We start from the raw sequence: 18,688 nt of genomic DNA, 5'->3' as shown, positions 1-18,688 counted from the left end.
CCGCACTGAAACAGCGCGGCGGCGCGTGCCGCTCACTGCTGCGGCAACGCGTAGGCAATCACATAGTCGCCGAGCTTCGTGCCGAACGAGCCGTGCCCGCCCGCCGCGATCACGAGGTATTGACGGCCGTTGATCGAATAACTCATCGGCGTGGCCTGTCCGCCTGCCGGCAGGCGGGCCTCCCAGACCTGCTTGCCGTTGTTCACGTCGAATCCGCGGATGTAGTTGTCCGCCGTCGCGCCGATAAACGCGACGCCGCCCGCGGTGACGATCGGACCGCCCAGCATCGGCATGCCCATCCTGAACGGCAGCGGAATCGGCGAACTGTCGCGCACCGTGCCGATGCGCTTCTTCCACACAATCTCATTGGTCTTGAGATCGATCGCGGAGATGTAGCCCCATGCCGGCTGCTTGCACGGCAAGCCGAACGGCGAGAGGAACGCGTTGATCACCACGCCGTACGGCACGCCGTATTGCGGCTGAATGCCTGACTCCGTGCCGCTGCCCTTGGCGCCGGGCACCGGCTCCAACGGATTGCCGGGGCCGCGCGGAATCAGACGCGAGACGAACGGCAGCGCGATCGGGTTCGCGACGGCGATCTGGCGGTCGGTGTCGACGGCAATGCCGCCCCACTCGAACATGCCGAGGTTACCCGGGAACACGAGCGTGCCCTGCAGCGACGGCGGCGTGAACGTGCCTTCGTACCGCAGCTTGTGGAACATCACACGGCACACGAGCTGGTCGTACATCGTCGCGCCCCACATGTCGGCGTCGGTCAGCTTCTTCGACGGGCGATACGTAAGCTGCGAGAACGGCTGCGTCGGCGAAACATGGTCGCCGGGAGCGGCGCCTTGCGGCACGGGCGTTTCGGGCGCCGGCACGACGGGCACACCCGTGCGGCGGTCGAGCACGAACAGATTGCCGGTCTTGGCCGGCGCGTAGACGACCGGCACGCTCTGGCCGTCCTTGCCGGTGATGTCGGCGAGCGTGGGTTGCGACGGCTGGTCCATGTCCCACAGGTCGTGGTGCGCGGTCTGGTAGAACCAGGCGAGCTTGCCGGTCGAGGCGTTGAGGGCGAGCAGGCCGCTCGCGTAACGCTCCTGCTCCGGCGTGCGGTTGCCGCCCCAGATATCCGGCGTCGTGACACCCATCGGCAGATAGACGATGTCGAGTTTCGCGTCGTAGGCGGCGGGCGCCCATGAGTTGGGCGAGTTCCACGTGTAGTGCTCGCCCGCGCCCGGAATGTGATTCGGGTCCTTCGCGCCCGGGTCGAACGCCCAGAGCAGTTCGCCCGTGCGCACGTCGAAACCGCGGATGACACCCGACGGCTCGCGGTTCGAGAAGTTGTCCTCGACCGAGCCCGCCACGATGATCACCTTGCTGGTGATGATCGACGGCGAGGTGGGTTCGTACATGCCCGCTGTCGTGACCGGCTGGGCGTGTTGGAGATCGAGGTCGCCGTGGTTGGCGAAGCCTTCGCAACGTTGGCCTGTCAGCGCGTCGAGGGCGTAGAGATGGCCGTCGTTGACCGGGAGGTAGATGCGGCGTGTACAGGTGGCTGTAGTGTCGCTCGCTGGCGTGGCGGCGGGTGCGGCGGTTGTGGTCGCGGTGGCTGTATCGCTCGCGGGCGCGGCGGCAGTTGCAGTGTCACTTGCGGGTGCCGCTGCGGTTGCGGTGGCATCGCTCGCTGGCGCTGTTGCGGGTGCGGCCGCCGTCGCACCCGCCGACAGATCGACATACGACACGCCGCGGCAAGTCACGTGCTGGAACGACGGATCGGACTTCAGCCTCGGATCGAATTTCCATTTGAGCGTGCCCGTCTTCGCGTCGAGCGCGAACAGAATCTGGTGCGGCGAGCACAGGTAAAGCAGATCGCCGATCTTGATCGGCGTGACTTCGTCGGTGATTTCGACAGGATCGTTGGGCCCCTTCATGTCGCCCGTGCGGAAGGTCCAGGCCACCTGGAGATCCTTCACATTCTCAGGTGTGATCTGCTGTAGCGGCGAGTAGCGAGTGCCTTCCTGGGTGCGTCCATAGGCGGGCCAATCGGCGGGGTCGATCCCGCTGCCGGCGCCCGCGCCGCTCGCGGGCGCGGAAGCGCTCAGTGTGCCGTTGACCTGCTGCGGATCATTGAAGCTCGCGTAGACCAGCACGCCCGCCCATGCCACGAGCGCGACGACGAGTGACACCACACCCAGCTTGCGCTCGCCGACGAGCCGCCAACTCACGAGCAGCAGCAACCACACGCCGAAGATGACGAGCACACCGGAGCGCGGCGCGAGCGCCCAGAAGTCGGGACCCGACTCCATCAGAGCCCAGATCGCCGTGCCGATCAACACAAGCGAGTAAAGCACGAGCGCGGTGGGACTGCGCCGCCACAGAAGCCAGGCCACGCCCAACAGCGCGACGCCCGTGATGAGATAGTAGGCGGAGCCGCCCACCGAAAGAAGCCATGCGCCACCGATCAACAAGTAAAGCGCGGTGAGCACGGTGAAGAGCAACGTGACGACGCCGATCACGCCCCGGGAATTCGACTGACTGGTCATGATGATCGCAACCCTCTTGAGTGGATACCGCATGCCGTCGGTACCGACGCGGATTTCACGCGCCGGAGCACGGAAAAAAGCATATCAGAAGGTGCGCATTATTCTGCTGAAACTGTACATTCGGGATCCGCCGGCCAGCGGACTCATCACCAGGAAGCGCTCGGTGCCGCGAGCATCGAGAACGTAACGCTCCTGCTGTCGTTCACATAAGCGTATTTCACTTCAAGGCGCACGCCGGCTTTCCTTTCGCTCTCCTTTCGTTTTCCAGCATCCGCGTCACCATAGGCGACCCATGCCTTACCGCGCCTTGCTCGCCCCACTCCAGCCAAACCCGACGCTCGACTGCAGCGCAGGCGCCCACTTTGCGCACGCACGAAAACCCAGCAGCGCGCCGCCCATGGCGAACAACACGGGAATCAGAAAGTCCTGACTCACGCGGGTGAATTCGAACATGAGCACCACGGCCGTGATCGGCATCTGCATGGAGGCAGCGAGAAACGCCGTTGCGCCGACCACCGCGAATGCGCCCAACGATGCCCCTGGCCACGCGAGGCTCCACAATCCGCCGAGCACGATCGCCAGCAACGCGCCATTCGCGAGCCCCGGCGTGAGCAGCCCGCCTTCGGCGCCCGCGCGCAAACTGCTCGCGGTGATCACCACTTTCAGCACCAGCAGCATCGCGGCGAGACTGATGGTCAGGCCGCCGTCGAACGCCAGCCCCGCAGGTCCCTTGCCATTGCCGAGCAACTGGGGGAAATGCATCGCGAACACGCCGATCGTCGCGAAGTTCAGCAGCGACAACACCGGCAGGCGCCAGTTCTTCGGCGCCGCCGCGCGCGAGCGTTTCATCAGTTCCGCGAAGCTCCACGCCGCCACGCCGAAAATCGGACCGCACACCACGGACCAGACCACGAGCGCGGGGCTCAGCGTCATCGACGCAACCAGATATTGATGCTCGTTGCCCAATCCCAGTTGCGCGACCAGCGCGGCCACCGACGAGGTCACGATAGCCGGCACCAGAGCGGGCCAGCCGAAGGTGCCCAGCAACACTTCGAGCACGAACACCGCGCCGCCGAGCGGCACGTTGTAGACAGCGGCCAAACCGGCGCCCGCGCCGCACGCCACCATGATCCGGCTCTGCGCGGCCGACAGGCCCGCCCGGCGCGACAGCCAGCCGGCCAACGCCGAGCCGATTTCGCGCGGCGCGACTTCGCGGCCGAGCGGCGAGCCGAGCGCCACGGTGACGATCTGCAGCACGGCATGAATCGTCGTGCTCATGACGGGCATTTGCGGATCGTCGGACTTGACGGCCTGGCGAATGCTCACGAGCGGCCGGCCGAACCGATACAGCGCCCACCAGCCGAACCCCGCGATGAGGCCGCAAATCGTCAGCACCAGCAGGCGACGTTCGGGCGCGGCAGCGCTGACGCCTTGCAGAAAACTCTCCGCGCTGATCACGTGCGTCACGCTGTAGCCGTATGCAAGATGCTGGATGCCGTGCAGCAGCAGCGCGAGCAACATGCCGCCGAGGCCGGCGCCGAGGCCCGTAAGCAGCGTGACGGCGGCGACCACGGCGAAGGGACTGTGCTCGCGGCGTACAGGCTCGGAAGTGGTTGATTTGACTGACATGGCGCGTCGACAACAGCGAAATAAGTGGGATGGCAGCCATCTTATTCCGCAACGCAACATGAATCCAATTGATTTTTCAGCTCGACTGATGCGTGTGCTGCATATATAGCGATGCCGCGCCTTGCGGGCACCGGAAAACTGGCGTTTCAACCCGCGTGGGCTTGTTCGATCCGATAGCGCACATACCCGTCCGCGTCGACCGGCGCGCCTTCCGGGCAGCGCATGCCCAGTTTGGCGGCAAGCCGTCGCGAAGCGGCGTTTTCCGCCGCGATACCCGCCACCACAGCGCTCAGTCCGACCGTCGCGAACGCGTGCTCGATGACCGCTCGCGCGGCCTCTCCCGCGATGCCTCGGCCCCACGCGGAGCGCACCAGGCGCCAGCCGATTTCGACCTCGGGGCCGGCGCCGTCTTCTGGAATCAGCAGCACCCAGCCGAGAAAACGCTCCGGCGCAGCGCGTTCGAAGATCGACCAGTAGCCGAGCCCGTCGGGATAGGCGCAGCGCATGCGCCCCTCGACAAACCGCCGATGCGCGACAGGGTCCTGCCACGGACCCGGAATATGCCGCGTGACCTCGACGTCGCGATCCATGGCGAGGCATGCTTCGAGATCGTCGAAGCAGCGCGGACGCAACAGCAAACGCGCGGTCGTGAAGTGCGGCAAGCTCATCGGCGACTCCTCCTTCGACTCAATTCAGCAACGGCGGCTCGCACCGCGCGACTCGCGCGATCCCATCGCCCATGATTAGCGAATGGAAACGACGAACATCGACACCACGCACGCCACGCCGACGAACCACACCAGCGAACGCAGCGACGCTAGGTTCGCGACATACAGCACGCCGTGCAGCACGCGTGAGACGACGAACGTGATCGCCAGCCAGTTGATCCACGTGCTCGATCCTCCCGCCTGTCCTGCGACGACGATCGCCGCGGTGAACATGGCCAACGCCTCCCACGCATTCTGATGCGCCGCATGAGCCCGCGCGCGCCAGCCGTCGAGACCGGCAAGATAGGCGCGTGGCGTGCGATTGTCGTAGTGTCTGCTGACTTTTGCGAGCATGGTCCACGGAAACGGCAACAGCGCGACGACGAGCAGGCATAAATGCGGAATTGTCATTGGTAAGCTCCCTTGTATGCGCAACGCGAAACGCCGCGAGCCGCTGTTATACCCGCCGGCCGGCAGCGCCGCCAACCGGAATTCCGCGAGCGTCACCTCTACCGGGAAGCCAGTCACCTAAAGTCAAAATGACCGGATTAGCACGAAATCACACTCAAAATAGATTACAAATGACAAACTTAATGGCCCACACCGTTAATACAATAATTACATTTTCCCGACACTAAACGCACGTCGCGATTACGCGTGAAATCCGCGTTAGGGATTAATACGGATAAACGTGCCTTCATCCATGCAAGCGTTTAACAGTCGGCGTACACTCGCTCGAAGCCCATGCCACGGGGCGTACGGGGCTGCGGAGCCACCCGTCGTTGAACACGGGTGAATGGAGAACCAGGAGAACAATCAATGAGTTGGACACGGGAACAGAGAAACGTCACGATCGCTGCCTATCTGGGCTGGACACTCGACGCATTCGATTTCTTTCTAATGGTGTTCGTATTGAAAGATATTGCGGCGGAGTTCAATACAAAAATCCCAGAAGTCGCCTTCGGCATTATGTTGACCCTGGTGATGCGTCCGCTCGGCGCATTGATTTTCGGCTGGCTCGCCGACAAGTACGGCCGCCGTCCCACGCTGATGGTCAACATCGCGTGTTTCTCGTTGCTCGAATTGCTGTCCGGCTTTTCGCCGAATCTCGCCACCCTGCTCGTGCTGCGCGCGCTGTTCGGCATCGCGATGGGCGGCGAATGGGGCGTCGGCGGCGCACTGACCATGGAAACCGTGCCGCCGAAGTCGCGCGGCATCGTCTCGGGTCTGCTGCAAGCCGGCTATCCGAGCGGCTATCTGCTCGCTTCGGTCGTGTTCGGCGTGTTCTATCAGTACATCGGCTGGCGCGGCATGTTCTTTGTCGGCGTGTTGCCGGCTTTGCTCGTGTTGTACGTGCGCGCGCACGTGCCCGAGTCGCCCGCTTTCAAGACGCTCGAAAAGAAAGCGCGTCCGGGTCTCGTCGCCACGCTCAGGCAGAACGTCAAGCTGTCGCTGTACGCGATCGTTCTGATGACCGCGTTCAACTTCTTCTCGCACGGTTCGCAGGATCTGTATCCGACCTTCCTGCGCGTGCAGCATCAGTTCGATGCGCATACGGTGTCGTGGATAACAATCACGCTGAACGTCGGCGCAATTTGCGGCGGGCTGTTCTTCGGTGCGTTGTCGGAGAAGATCGGCCGCAAACGCGCGATCTTCATCGCTGCGTTGATCGCGTTGCCGGTGCTGCCGCTGTGGGCCTTCTCGACCACGCCGGTGCTGCTCGCGGTGGGCGCCTTCCTGATGCAGATCTCCGTGCAAGGCGCGTGGGGTGTGATTCCAGTACACCTGAACGAAATCTCGCCCGATGAAATTCGCGCGACCTTCCCCGGCCTCGTGTATCAGCTCGGCAATCTGATCGCGTCGGTGAACGGTCCGTTGCAGGCGAGCGCCGCCGAAGCGCACGGCAACAACTACGCGCTCATCATGGCGATCGTGATCGGCATCGTGGCAGTGGTGATCGCCGCGCTGATTCCGTTCAGCCGCGAGCGCCGCGGCATCGACATGACGCAGTCGGCGAAACAGGTCGCGGCGCAGCTTTAAGCGTTCGAACCAAACAGCTATTTTACCGGCGCGTTATCGGGCACAATAGACGGCAAAGGCGGCTCGAACCGCCGCGACGCAAAGCACGCGTCAGCCAACAAACGCAGGGCCAAACAAAGTAGCAAGCAATACGAGGCCGTTCCGATTTTCATCGGAACGGCCTTTTTTATTTCCGCGCGGATTGACGTGCCGCGCTCAATGGAAAGACAGACCCTCGTCAGGTCTTCTAGAGGAGTTAGTCGACTGTGACCCCTTGATCGCACGCATCGTTTCTTCTTATCCTGAAAAAAACGGCCGTTTCAAATAAACATTTGAATCGCTTGTTTGCGCGCCGGATGCCCGGCAACTGGGAGACGCAACATGGCAGTTCGCACAACAGGCCGGCATGCCGGCGATACGAAGTCCCGCATCCTCGACGCCGCTGAAACGCTCTTCATCGACTGCGGTTATGAGGCCATGTCGTTGCGCCAGATTACTTCGCGTGCCGAAGTCAATCTCGCGGCAGTGAACTATCACTTCGGCAGCAAGGAATCGCTGATTCACTCGATGCTGTCGCGCCGCCTCGACCATCTCAACCAGGAGCGGCTCAAGCTGCTCGACCGCTTCGACACCCTGCTCGGCGAGCGTCTAACCTGCGAGCATGTGCTCGGCGCGATGTTCATTCCGGCGCTGCGTCTGTCGCGCGACCCCCGCGTAGGCGGCAAGGCGTTTCTGCGTTTGCTCGGCCGCGCTTATACCGATCCGTCGTCGTTCATTCGCGACTTTCTCAACGGGCATTACGCCTCTGTGGCGGTGCGTTTTTTCGATGCGTTCCAGCGCGCGCTGCCGCATCTGCCGCGCGAGGAACTCGGCTGGCGTCTGCACTTCGCGATCGGCGCGCTGTCGGGCGTGCTGGCCGGCACCGACACGGACAGCCTGCTTTCCGAGTTCTCGCAGGGCAAGTCGATGAACGACCTGCAACTCATCGCCCGTCTCGCTTCGCTGATGGTGGCCGCGCTCAAGGCGCCGTTGCCCGACGGCACGCAACTGGCCGCGTTCGCCGCGGTACTCGGCGACGCTAGCGAAGGCGGCTTGGAGTGCGCCGGCGTCGGCAGTACTGAAGCTGCGAGCGCGACGCGCACCGAGGGCGGATCGGAGTCGCCATCGCCGGCCGTATCGGAAAGCGAACATCGAGGCGGCGACCTGGAAGCAGGTTCGCGTCAGCACGCGTTTTACGGCGCGGCTTAGCGAGCGGGCGCTGCGGGCAATGCGCCGTCATGAGCCGTTGCCCGCATGCGGCACCTGCGCGAGCAGTCAAGCGAATCACTACCGCGTCATGCGGGCAAACCAGAATAGTAAGCATGCCGCAATGTCGAACCAGCAGTCCACCGGCAAACTCTACGCCGACAGTCAACGCAAAACAGGCAACAAGTACTCAATCAACACTCAGCGAGAAGGCAGCCGAACACGATGAACGCCGCATACCCGAGCAGCACGTCTAAGTTCCGCACCTAAGCAACGCCGCGCTGTCGAACTGCACACACGACGCGCAAACGCAGACGCAGTACGCGTGACGAGGCAGCGCGAGCGTGAGGCAGAAATTCAATAGAACGCGAACCATCCGCGCTGCGTGGATGCGTCCGCACGCACCATCGAAAGAGGAGGAAACGTCATGCCGTGGTTTATCCTGGTGTTAGTGATTGCCGCCTTCGCGCTCGTCTACGTTCAGGCGCGCGCGGCATGGTGGCTGGCCTTCATGATCGTCTGGGTGGCGGCCGCGCATGTCAGCGGAGCGGCGGGTCCGGTGGCCACCACGCTGCTCGCCATCGTCTTCGTCCTCCCCGCCCTCGTGCTCGCGCTCAAACCGCTGCGGCGCACGTGGTTCGCCAAGCCCGTGCTCGACATCTTCCGCAAGATCCTGCCGGAGATGTCGCCGACCGAGCGCGACGCGATCGAAGCCGGCACGGTCTGGTGGGACGCCGAACTGTTCTCCGGGCGTCCGCACTGGGACAAGCTGCTCGGCTACGGCCCCGCCACGCTGACTGCGGAAGAACAGTCGTTCCTCGACGTCGAATGCGAGAAGCTGTGCGACCTCGCGAACGACTGGGAAACCACCATGGTCTGGCAAGACCTGTCGCCACAAACCTGGCAGTACATCAAGGAACGCGGCTTTCTCGGCATGATCATTCCGAAGCAGTACGGCGGCAAACAGTTCTCCGCCTACGCGCATTCGCAGGTCATCATGAAGCTCGCCACGCGCTGCTCGGCCGCCGCCGTTTCGGTGATGGTGCCGAACTCGCTCGGCCCCGCCGAACTGCTGATGCACTACGGCACCGATGAGCAGAAGAACCACTACCTGCCGCGTCTCGCACGCGGCGAGGAAATCCCCTGCTTTGCGTTGACGAGCCCGTATGCGGGTTCCGACGCGGCGGCAATTCCCGATGTCGGCATCGTGTGCAAGGGCATGTTCGAAGGCCGCGAGACGCTGGGTTTTCGCGTCACATGGGACAAGCGCTACATCACGCTCGGCCCGATCGCGACCGTGCTCGGCCTCGCGTTTCGCGCGCTCGATCCCGAACATCTGCTCGGCAACGACGATGAACCCGGCATCACGTGCGCACTGATTCCGACCGACCATCCGGGCGTGAACATCGGCCGGCGTCACTGGCCGTTGAACGCGGTGTTCCAGAACGGCCCGAACTCAGGCAAGGACGTGTTCATTCCGCTCGACTGGGTGATCGGCGGACGCGCCCAGGTCGGCAACGGCTGGCGCATGCTGATGGAATGTCTCGCGGCGGGACGGGCGATTTCGCTGCCTTCGTCGAATGTGGGGATGGCGAAGATCGCCGTGCGCGGCACCGGCGCCTACGCGGCGGTTCGCCGCCAGTTCCGCACCGCCGTCGGCAAGTTCGAAGGCGTGCAGGAAGCGCTCGGCCGCATGGGCGGCAACCTGTACGTGATGGACGCCGCGCGCCGTTTGTCCGCGCATGCGGTGGATCTCGGCGAAAAGCCTTCGGTGATCTCCGCGATCGCCAAATATCACATCACCGAGCGCGCTCGCATGGTCATCAACGACGGCATGGATATCGCCGCCGGCAAGGGCATCTGCATGGGGCCGTCGAACTTTCTCGCGCGCGCCTATCAGCAGGTGCCGATCGCGATCACCGTGGAAGGCGCCAACATTCTCACGCGCTGCCTGATCATCTTCGGCCAGGGGGCGATTCGTTGTCATCCGTATGTGCTGAAGGAAATGGCCGCCACGCGCGAGACCGATCGCGCCAAGGCACTGCGCGATTTCGATGAGGCGTTCTTCGGCCACGTCAGCTTCACGCTCTCCAACGTAGTGCGCAGTTTTGTTTATGGCGTGACGGGCGGCGCGTTCATCGCCAAACCGCGCACGGCGCATGCGCCGCTGCATGCTTACTACCGCGCGGCCACCCGCCTCTCCACCGCGTTCGCGTTGCTCGCCGATGTCTCGATGTTCGTGCTCGGCGGCGATCTGAAACGCCGCGAGCGCATCTCCGCGCGTCTGGGCGACGTGCTGTCGCAGCTCTACCTGATCTCCGCCACGCTCAAGCGTTTCGAAGACGAAGGCCGTCAGGAAGAAGACCTGCCGCTGGTCCGCTGGGGCGTCGAGGACTCGCTGTACAAGGCGCAACACGCGCTCGACGGCGTGCTCGCCAACTATCCGAACCGCCTCGCCGCCGGCCTCGTGCGCGTGCTCGCGTTTCCGTTCGGACTGCCGCACCGCGAGCCGTCCGACCGCCTCGGCAGCGAGATTGCCGAACTGATGCAAACACCAGGCGCCGCCCGCAATCGTCTGGTGTCCGATTCATACGTGCCGCATCCGGATGTCGATGCGCTCGGCTACGGTGAACTGGTGTTCGAGCTGAACCCGCGCTTCACGCAGATCGAGCAGAAGCTGCGCGAAGCCGTCAAGCAAGGACGGCTCGAACCGATGCCGCAAAGCCTGCCGCAACTGGCCGCATGGACCGACACCGCACAGAAAAAAGGCCTGCTCGACGCCGACGACCGCCGCGTGCTCGACGACTACGCGCGTTACGGCGCGCAAGTCGTGAAGGTGGACGATTTCCCCGCCGACTTCGGCATGCTCGCCAATCTGCAGAAACGCAAGGAGGCGCTGGAAAAGGCGCTGGAGCTCGCGGCCTGAGTTCGGCGCCGGCTTAAAAAAACATCCGGGGAAGGCGTGCCGCGGGCGCCGAACTCGGTGCACACTGACACACGTTCGACGTCCCTCAGAGAGACTCTTTGCAGGGCGTCCCCCACGGGGATTTCCCTCGGGCGTGGCCAGCGGAGCGACAAATAATATGAACGACTCTTATCTGAACTTCGTCAACTCGCCGTTCGGCGCGCGGCTCGCGCGCTCGGTCGGCCTGCCGAAGCCCGAAGTGCTGCGCCGCTATCGCGCGGATCAGCCCGAGTTCGGCGGGTTGGTCGCCCTCGGCGCGGGCCGCGAACCGCATCTGCTCGACGCGCTCGCGAACCTCGTGGCGAGCATCGGCGTGACGAGCGTCGCGCATGAAAGCGCCGGCTTGTGGGTGCCGCTCGCCAACCGCCACGGCCTCATGACGGGCCGCTTCGAGGCGGCCGACTCCGGCTCGCAAGGCAAACTCGCGGCACTGCTGTTCGACGCGAGCGGCATCGAAGACAGCACCCAGCTGGAACCCTTGCACGGTTTCTTCCACGACACGCTGCGCTCGCTCGGCAAGTGCGGGCGCATCATCGTGCTGGGACGGCCGCCGGAGACTTGCACGAAGCCGCGTCAGTGGACCGCGCAACGTGCGCTCGAAGGCTTCACGCGTTCGCTCGGCAAGGAAGCGCGGCGCGGCATCACGGCGAATCTCGTGTACGTGGAGCAAGGCGCGGAGAACCGCGCGGAAGCGACCTTGCGGTTCTTTCTGTCGCCACGCTCGGCTTATGTGTCGGGCCAGGTCGTCCGCATCGCCGCGGGTGCGGGCGCGGACGGCGAGACGGCACCCACCTTCGACTGGCGGCAACCGCTCGCGGGCCGCCGCGCGGTCGTGACCGGCGCGGCGCGCGGCATTGGCGCCTCGATTGCGAGCGTGCTTGCGGCCGAAGGCGCGCACGTGATCGGCATCGACATCCCAACGGCCCGCGACGCGCTCGACGCGACCATGCGCCACTTGAACTGCACCGCCCTCGCCTTCGATATCGCCGCACCCGAAGCGCCCGCGCAAATCGCGGCCGCGCTCGACGAACAGGGCGTGGATATCGTCGTGCACAACGCCGGCATCACGAAGGACAAAACTATCGCGAAGATGACCGAGGCTGCGTGGCAAAGCGTGATCGACATCAATCTGTCCGCGCAGGAACGGATCGACGACGCCCTGCTCGGCGCCGGTATTCTGCGCGACGGCGGGAGGATCATCGGCGTGTCGTCGATTAGCGGCATCGCCGGCAATCTCGGCCAGACCAACTACGCCGCGTCGAAGGCCGGCGTGATCGGCCGCGTGCAAAGCATGGCGCCGCATCTGCGCGCGCGCGGCATCACGATCAACGCGGTCGCGCCGGGCTTCATCGAAACGCAGATGACCGCGAAGATTCCGCTGACCATCCGCGAAGCCGGCCGCCGCATGAATTCGATGAGCCAGGGCGGCCAGCCGGTCGACGTGGCGCAGACCATCGCGTGGCTCGCGCATCCGGGATCGGCCGGCGTGAGCGGCCAGGTCGTGCGCGTGTGCGGACAAAGCCTGATTGGAGCGTGACCATGGCTGAGCCCGGTGATCCGTTCGGCGGCAGTCCTCTATCGAATGCGGCGCGACCGGACGCGGTGCGGCCCAAGACCGTTGTGATCGAGACCCTGCCCGCGCCCGCCAAGCTCTATACGCGCGCGCTGTCCGGCCTTGTCAAACGCGGGCGCAAAACGCAACTACTGCAGTTGCCGCCGTTGCGGCTGGTGCGTCCCGCCGTCGCCCTCGACCCCGGGCCGATCTGGCGTTACGCGCGTGTGTGCGGCTTCATCCCCGAGCACGGCGTGCCGCTCACGTATCCGCATCTGCTCGCCTTTCCCTTGCATCTGCTGATGCTGACCGACCCGGCATTTCCGTGGCCGGCGCTCGGGCTCGTGCATCTGGCCAACCATGTGCGCCTGCGCCGTCCGCTCGCCTACAAGGAGATGCTGCGCGTCGAGGTGGAATTCGGCGCGCTGCTGCGCCACGACAAAGGCCAGGCGTTCGTGCTGCATACGCGCATGTACCGGCGCGGCGAAGCGGTCTGGGACGGCGATAGCGTCTATCTGAAGCGCGGCGTGCCGGCGAGCGGCAGCGTGCTCGACCCGCTCGAACTCGGGCCTGAAGCGCTGCAACGCATCGCGCGCTGGCAACTCGCGTCGCAACTGGGCCGCGACTACGCGGGCGTGTCCGGCGACTACAACCCGATCCATCTGAGCACGCTGTCCGCGAAAGCCTTCGGTTTTCCGCGCGCGATCGCGCATGGCATGTGGACGCTGGCGCGCGCCGCCTCTGCGTTGCAGCCGCCGAAGCCGCTTGCGGAAGCCACCCTCAGCGCCGAATTCAAACTGCCGATGCTGTTGCCCGGCGAAGCGTCGCTATGGAGCGCGTCGCCTTCGCTGATCGAACGCGACATCGAAGTGCGCGATATCGCCGGGCAGAAACCGCATTTGCGCGGCCGCATGCAATGGAGGTTGCAATGAGGTGCGCGTCGTGCGCCAAAACATGAGTCGAATCGTGGAATCAAGGACGGCTGAAATCGTTGTTGGATCGGAGCCCTCACGATCAACCGTCACACTAATCGCAGCATGAGCGCCATTTCGCACCATTCAATACCCAGGGACGCCCCGAAGGAGCCGAGCATGTCCAACCCGCTGCCAGCCGTACGCCGAGTCGCCATCGTCGGGGGCAACCGGATTCCGTTTGCCCGCTCGAACACCGCCTACGCGACCGCATCGAATCAGGACATGCTGACCTTTACGCTGCAAGGGCTGATCGACCGCTATAACCTGCACGGCGAACGCCTGGGCGAAGTCGCGGCGGGCGCCGTCATCAAACATTCGCGCGACTTCAATCTGACGCGCGAATCCGTGCTGTCCACCACGCTCGCGAAGGAAACACCCGCTTACGACGTGCAGCAGGCCTGCGGCACCGGACTGGAAGCCGCCATTCTGGTCGCCAACAAGATCGCCTTGGGGCAGATCGAAGCGGGCATCGCGGGCGGCGTCGATACGACCTCCGATGCGCCGATCGGCGTCAACGAGCGGATGCGCAAGATCCTGCTCGAAGCCAATCGCGGCAAGAGCACCGGGCAACGCGTCGGCGCGCTGAGCAAGCTGCGGCCGGGCATGTTTTTCAAGCCGCTTCTGCCGCGCAACGGCGAACCGCGCACGGGCCTTTCGATGGGCGAGCATTGCGAGTTGATGGCCAAGCGCTGGAACATCTCGCGCGAAGCGCAGGACGTGCTCGCCTACGACAGCCACCGCAAGCTCACGGAGGCGTACGCGCGCGGCTTCGTCAATGATCTGATGACGCCGTACCGGGGTCTCGCGCGCGACAACAATCTGCGCTCCGACCTCACGCTCGAAAAACTCGCGAGCCTGAAACCTGTATTCGATCGCGACGCCGGCACGCTGACCGCGGGCAATTCGACGCCGCTCACCGACGGCGCTTCCGCCGTGCTGCTCGCGAGCGAAGAATGGGCCGCGCGTCATGGACTGCCGGTGCTTGCCTACCTAAGCTGGTCCGAGACCGCCGCCGTCGACTACTTCGACAAGAAGGAAGGCCTGCTGATGGCGCCCGCCTACGCCGTGCCGCGCATGCTGGCGCGCGCCGGACTCACGTTGCAGGACTTCGATCTGTACGAAATCCACGAAGCGTTCGCCGCCCAGGTGTTGTGCACGCTCGCGGCGTGGCAGGATGACGAGTATTGCCGCACGCAACTCGGTCTGGCCGGTCCGCTCGGCGCGATCGACCGGAAAAAACTAAACGTGAACGGCAGTTCGCTCGCCACGGGCCATCCGTTCGCGGCAACGGGTGGGCGCATCGTCGCGGGCCTCGCGAAAATGCTCGCGCAACTCGACAAACCGGCCGGCACCGCGCGCGGGCTGATTTCGATCTGCGCGGCGGGCGGCCAGGGGGTGGTCGCGATTCTGGAACGCTAAGCCTGACATGCGTTTCAGTGTTTGCTTCGCCGCATGTTTTTGCTTCACACGCTGCCACACTCGCGTGGATTGCTTCGATGACCGGCCGTAGGGCCGGCACACAAAGAGATGAAGCCACAGCTTCAGGAGACGACCATGACCCAACCCACTCAAACCACGCTTGCGCCAGGCGGCGAATCCGCCGCGCAGAACACGGCGCCTGCTCCCACACAGGCTCACGCGCCGCACCACGCGCCCAACACCGACGGCATCTGGTACGCGTCGTATCCAGCGGACGTGCCGCATGAAATCGACGTGTCGAAATACGAGTCGGTCGTGCAGTTCTTCGACGAATGCATCGCGCAGTTCCGCGAGCGTGTCGCGTATGTGAGCGTGGGCGCGAACCTGACCTATGGTGAACTTGGCCGCAAGGCCACCGCGTTCGCCGCCTATCTGCAAAGCATCGGCGTGAAGCCGGGCGAACGCGTGGCGATCATGTTGCCCAATACGTTCCAGTATCCGGTCTCGCTGTTCGGCGTATTGAAGGCCGGCGGCGTGGTGGTCAACGTGAATCCGCTCTATACGGTGCGCGAACTCGCGCACCAGTTGAAGGACAGCGGCGCGCAAACCATCATCGTGTTCGAGAACTTCGCGAAGACGGTGGAAGACGCACTGCCCGGCACCAAAGTGCAGAACGTCATCGTGACGGGACTCGGCGATCTGCTCGCCGACGGCCTGAATCTGAAGGGACGTCTGCTCAATTTCATGCTGCGGCACGTGAAAAAGATGGTGCCCGCCTACAACCTGCCCAAGGCGGTGCCGCTGCTCGAAGCGCTTTCCACCGGCTACTCGCGGCCGTTGACGCCCGTGCGCCCCACGCACGACGACATCGCGTTCCTGCAATACACGGGCGGCACGACCGGCGTCGCGAAGGGCGCGATGCTCACGCACAAGAACATCATTGCGAATTTGCTGCAGGCCAAGGCGTGGTCCGAAGGCCAGTTGACCGGCGAAGTCGAAACGGTGCTCACGCCGCTGCCGCTCTATCACATCTATTCGTTGACGGTGAACGCGCTGATCTTCATGGGACTGGGCGGGCGCAACATTCTGATCGCCAATCCGCGCGACATGAAGCGCGTGATGATGATCATCCGTCACGAGAAATTCACCGGCATGACCGCCGTGAACACGCTCTATAACGCGTTCCTCGACAACGAGGAATTCTGCAAGCGCGACTTCTCCGATCTCAAGCTCGCAATGGCGGGCGGCATGGCCACGCAGAAGTCGGTGGCCGAACGTTTCAAGGCGGTGACCGGCAAGCCGATCATCGAAGGCTACGGGCTCACGGAATGCTCGCCGATCGTGTCGATGAATCCGGTCGACCTCTCCAACATGCGCGACTTCGAAGGCTCGATCGGTCTGCCCGCGCCGTCCACGCAAGTCCGTTTCAGGAAGGACGACGGCAGTTGGGCGAACATCGGCGAAGCGGGCGAATTGTGCGTGAAGGGACCGCAGGTGATGAAAGGCTACTGGAATCGTCCGGACGAAACCGCCAAGGTAATCGACGAGGACGGCTGGCTCGCCACCGGCGACATCGGCGTGATGGATTCGCGCGGCTTTATCCGGCTGATCGACCGGAAGAAGGACATGATTCTGGTGTCGGGCTTCAACGTCTATCCGAACGAAGTCGAAGACGTGATCGCGGCGCATCCGGACGTGCGCGAAGTCGCCGCAATCGGCGTACCCGATGCGGCGCAAGGCGAACGGGTGAAGGTGTTTATCGTTAAGCGCAATCCTTCGCTGACGGCCGAACAGGTGATCGCGCACTGCCGCAAGAACCTGACCGGCTACAAGGTGCCGAAGCTCGTCGAGTTCCGCGACGAGCTGCCGCAAACCAATGTCGGCAAGATTCTGCGCCGCGCCCTGCGCGACGAGGAACTCGCGAAGCAAAAGCCTGCCTGACAGAGAAGGCGCTTCGCGTCACCTTTCGGAGAGATTCATGAAGCACCGCCTGTCCGCACGTTCACGCCGCACGCCCGTCTTCATGCGCCTTTCCGGTTTGCCACCGCGACATGCTGGTTTGCGGACGGGCTTGTTGGGCTTATTGGGTTTTGTCAGCAAGGCCTTCGCGTGTCTTCGTGACGCGTGTCATGAGCCGGTTCATGAGCCATTTGCCGCGCCGCTGCGAAACGGTCAGACGCGCAAGCTCCTCAGCACGCTGTTGATCGCGGGAGCGGCCGCCTTGAGCACGTCCGTAGCGTTCGCGCAAAACGACGACACGCCGCCCGCGCTCGATAGCGCCAGCGCCGTCAAGGCGCCGTCCACGCCCTCCTCGCAGGTCGGCAAGCTCACGCTGGATCAACAGGTGAAGTGGCTGCGCGCCGCGCAACAGAGCGGCGCAATGGAAAAGCTCAATGACGCGCAACTGGTCGCGCTGTTCCAGTCGCTCGATCCACTCGCGTTGCCGCGCTATATCAAGGAAGGGCCGAACGGCTACCCGTCGTACGAGTTCACCATGGCGCGTTCGGAACGCATTCACGGCCAGTGGCCCGACAAGCCCGATCACATGCTGGTACGCGTCGCGCACGACCCGCTGCGCATCTACGCGAAGTGGCTGCCCGACGGCGCGCGCGCCGGCCAGGAAATCATCTACGACGAATCCAAACGTACCGATGAGATGTACGGGCATCTTGGCGGCATCATGAACGTGATGCCGGTGTGGACCTCGCTGACCGGCGCGCTCGCCCGCGCGCAATCGAACCATCAGGTGCGCGATCTCGGCACGGAATACATCGCGAACCAGTACCTCAGCGAGGGCAAGAAATACATCGAGGCCGGCTTGCCGCGTTCGACCCAGGTGGAAGTCAAAACGATCGACGGCGTGCGCGTGGTGGCCTTCACCTTCGAAACGCCGACCGGCCAGCCGCAGTTCTACGCGAAGAAGGAAACGCTCGGCCTCGATCTGCGGCATCCGTATTTCCGCACTGTCGAGTCTTATGACAACGACGGCAAGATCTTCGAGAAGATCGTATTCGAAACCATCACGCCGAAAACATTCGACGACTCGACCTTCGATCCGAAGAACAAGGCGTACAAGTTCTAGACCTTGCGTCGCGCGCGCGGCGCGAACGTGAATGCAAAGGCGACGTGAGCACGTTGCGTGTCCGAGCCCGCGCTCGGCTCGTGACTGTGTTCGATTACCTGGCCCGCGCTTTTGGCGAGTTGGCTCAGCACGAAGTAGTCGGAGGCGCGTGTGAGGCCGATCAGGGAGGCCGATTGAAGCGTGGGTGTCGGTATGCGTGCTGGCGTGCGTGTCCGCGTTGCGCAAAGCAGCGGTGCGAGTTTCGTGTACCAGAGCGCGCCGATATCGTCGCCGGTTTCGAAGACGGGCAACTGCCGATGCGAGGCGTAGCCGGCGAACGCGGCGCCGTAGGCCAACGTGGAGTCGACCACCGCCACCGTATTGCTGCACGCAGCAGCATGCGCGAGCCACGGCCACGCGCTGCCTGCCGCGGTCGAGAGGTAAGCGCTGGTCATCATGAAGGTGCGCCGGTCCATTCATCGCTCCCGCCGTCATGTCGCTGTCGTGCTGTCGTGCTGTCGTGCTGTCGTGATGTCCCAATGACTCGCTGTCCCGCTGTCCCGCAGTGTCC

The 18,688-nt window shown here is 64.1% G+C and carries 13 protein-coding genes; 8 read left to right on the top strand and 5 right to left on the bottom strand.

The window, feature by feature from the left end; genetic code table 11:
* Positions 1 to 32: 32 nt before the first annotated feature.
* The 4 genes from BPHYT_RS08325 to BPHYT_RS08305 all read right to left on the bottom strand — a co-directional run bounded on the left by BPHYT_RS08325 (position 33) and on the right by BPHYT_RS08305 (position 5,293).
* Positions 33 to 2,546, bottom strand: coding sequence for a glucose/quinate/shikimate family membrane-bound PQQ-dependent dehydrogenase (locus BPHYT_RS08325; protein ID WP_012432702.1), 2,514 nt, complete (start codon positions 2,544 to 2,546; stop codon positions 33 to 35).
* A gap of 297 nt (positions 2,547 to 2,843) precedes the next feature.
* Positions 2,844 to 4,175, bottom strand: a complete 1,332-nt coding sequence (locus BPHYT_RS08315; protein WP_012432701.1) for a chloride channel protein — start codon at positions 4,173 to 4,175, stop codon at positions 2,844 to 2,846.
* Positions 4,176 to 4,321: 146 nt separating this feature from the next.
* Positions 4,322 to 4,843: a GNAT family N-acetyltransferase gene (locus tag BPHYT_RS08310; protein WP_012432700.1), complete on the bottom strand. Its 522-nt coding sequence runs from the start codon at positions 4,841 to 4,843 to the stop codon at positions 4,322 to 4,324.
* Between the two features lie 75 nt (positions 4,844 to 4,918).
* Positions 4,919 to 5,293: an MAPEG family protein gene (locus BPHYT_RS08305; protein ID WP_012432699.1), complete on the bottom strand. Its 375-nt coding sequence runs from the start codon at positions 5,291 to 5,293 to the stop codon at positions 4,919 to 4,921.
* A gap of 408 nt (positions 5,294 to 5,701) precedes the next feature.
* Between BPHYT_RS08305 and BPHYT_RS08300 the strand changes: the two genes are divergently transcribed.
* The 8 genes from BPHYT_RS08300 (at position 5,702) to BPHYT_RS08265 (ending at position 18,138) form a co-directional block, all read left to right on the top strand.
* A complete protein-coding gene (locus BPHYT_RS08300) occupies positions 5,702 to 6,922 on the top strand; it encodes an MFS transporter (RefSeq protein ID WP_012432698.1) in 1,221 nt (406 codons plus the stop codon).
* A 360-nt stretch (positions 6,923 to 7,282) separates the two neighbouring features.
* Positions 7,283 to 8,149 carry a TetR/AcrR family transcriptional regulator gene (locus BPHYT_RS08295; RefSeq protein WP_012432697.1) on the top strand — a complete coding sequence of 289 codons (867 nt, stop codon included), beginning with the start codon at positions 7,283 to 7,285 and terminating at the stop codon, positions 8,147 to 8,149.
* A 424-nt stretch (positions 8,150 to 8,573) separates the two neighbouring features.
* The gene (locus BPHYT_RS08290) at positions 8,574 to 11,072 is read left to right on the top strand and encodes an acyl-CoA dehydrogenase (RefSeq protein WP_012432696.1); all 2,499 of its coding nucleotides are present in this window, start codon (positions 8,574 to 8,576) and stop codon (positions 11,070 to 11,072) included.
* Positions 11,073 to 11,229: 157 nt separating this feature from the next.
* Positions 11,230 to 12,648, top strand: coding sequence for a 3-oxoacyl-ACP reductase (locus tag BPHYT_RS08285; protein WP_012432695.1), 1,419 nt, complete (start codon positions 11,230 to 11,232; stop codon positions 12,646 to 12,648).
* Between the two features lie 2 nt (positions 12,649 to 12,650).
* The gene (locus BPHYT_RS08280) at positions 12,651 to 13,595 is read left to right on the top strand and encodes a MaoC/PaaZ C-terminal domain-containing protein (RefSeq protein ID WP_012432694.1); all 945 of its coding nucleotides are present in this window, start codon (positions 12,651 to 12,653) and stop codon (positions 13,593 to 13,595) included.
* 159 nt (positions 13,596 to 13,754) lie between these two features.
* Complete coding sequence (locus BPHYT_RS08275) at positions 13,755 to 15,056, top strand: acetyl-CoA C-acetyltransferase (protein WP_012432693.1); 1,302 nt, start codon at positions 13,755 to 13,757, stop codon at positions 15,054 to 15,056.
* Between the two features lie 135 nt (positions 15,057 to 15,191).
* Complete coding sequence (locus BPHYT_RS08270) at positions 15,192 to 16,997, top strand: AMP-binding protein (protein ID WP_012432692.1); 1,806 nt, start codon at positions 15,192 to 15,194, stop codon at positions 16,995 to 16,997.
* A 37-nt stretch (positions 16,998 to 17,034) separates the two neighbouring features.
* Positions 17,035 to 18,138 (top strand): DUF1571 domain-containing protein, encoded by a 1,104-nt coding sequence (locus BPHYT_RS08265; protein WP_012432691.1) that lies wholly within the window; start codon positions 17,035 to 17,037, stop codon positions 18,136 to 18,138.
* Here the strand turns inward: BPHYT_RS08265 and BPHYT_RS08260 are convergent.
* Positions 18,135 to 18,593 (bottom strand): hypothetical protein, encoded by a 459-nt coding sequence (locus BPHYT_RS08260; protein WP_012432690.1) that lies wholly within the window; start codon positions 18,591 to 18,593, stop codon positions 18,135 to 18,137. The genes BPHYT_RS08265 and BPHYT_RS08260 overlap by 4 nt on opposite strands.
* Positions 18,594 to 18,688 lie beyond the last annotated feature (95 nt).

This window comes from Paraburkholderia phytofirmans PsJN, from assembly GCF_000020125.1.
Lineage (GTDB): Bacteria > Pseudomonadota > Gammaproteobacteria > Burkholderiales > Burkholderiaceae > Paraburkholderia > Paraburkholderia phytofirmans.
The sequence above is the reverse complement of the archived record's forward strand: the minus strand, read 5'-3'. Positions and strand labels throughout refer to the sequence as shown.

Excerpts from the sequence above, each read along its gene's own strand:
- BPHYT_RS08275 (WP_012432693.1), top strand. The coding sequence starts at position 13,755 with ATGTCCAACCCGCTGCCAGCCGTACGCCGAGTCGCCATCGTCGGGGGC.
- BPHYT_RS08290 (WP_012432696.1), top strand. The coding sequence starts at position 8,574 with ATGCCGTGGTTTATCCTGGTGTTAGTGATTGCCGCCTTCGCGCTCGTC.
- BPHYT_RS08265 (WP_012432691.1), top strand. The coding sequence starts at position 17,035 with ATGAAGCACCGCCTGTCCGCACGTTCACGCCGCACGCCCGTCTTCATG.
- BPHYT_RS08295 (WP_012432697.1), top strand. The coding sequence starts at position 7,283 with ATGGCAGTTCGCACAACAGGCCGGCATGCCGGCGATACGAAGTCCCGC.
- BPHYT_RS08285 (WP_012432695.1), top strand. The coding sequence starts at position 11,230 with ATGAACGACTCTTATCTGAACTTCGTCAACTCGCCGTTCGGCGCGCGG.
- BPHYT_RS08300 (WP_012432698.1), top strand. The coding sequence starts at position 5,702 with ATGAGTTGGACACGGGAACAGAGAAACGTCACGATCGCTGCCTATCTG.
- BPHYT_RS08310 (WP_012432700.1), bottom strand. The coding sequence starts at position 4,843 with ATGAGCTTGCCGCACTTCACGACCGCGCGTTTGCTGTTGCGTCCGCGC.
- BPHYT_RS08325 (WP_012432702.1), bottom strand. The coding sequence starts at position 2,546 with ATGACCAGTCAGTCGAATTCCCGGGGCGTGATCGGCGTCGTCACGTTG.
- BPHYT_RS08270 (WP_012432692.1), top strand. The coding sequence starts at position 15,192 with ATGACCCAACCCACTCAAACCACGCTTGCGCCAGGCGGCGAATCCGCC.
- BPHYT_RS08305 (WP_012432699.1), bottom strand. The coding sequence starts at position 5,293 with ATGACAATTCCGCATTTATGCCTGCTCGTCGTCGCGCTGTTGCCGTTT.
- BPHYT_RS08280 (WP_012432694.1), top strand. The coding sequence starts at position 12,651 with ATGGCTGAGCCCGGTGATCCGTTCGGCGGCAGTCCTCTATCGAATGCG.
- BPHYT_RS08260 (WP_012432690.1), bottom strand. The coding sequence starts at position 18,593 with ATGGACCGGCGCACCTTCATGATGACCAGCGCTTACCTCTCGACCGCG.
- BPHYT_RS08315 (WP_012432701.1), bottom strand. The coding sequence starts at position 4,175 with ATGTCAGTCAAATCAACCACTTCCGAGCCTGTACGCCGCGAGCACAGT.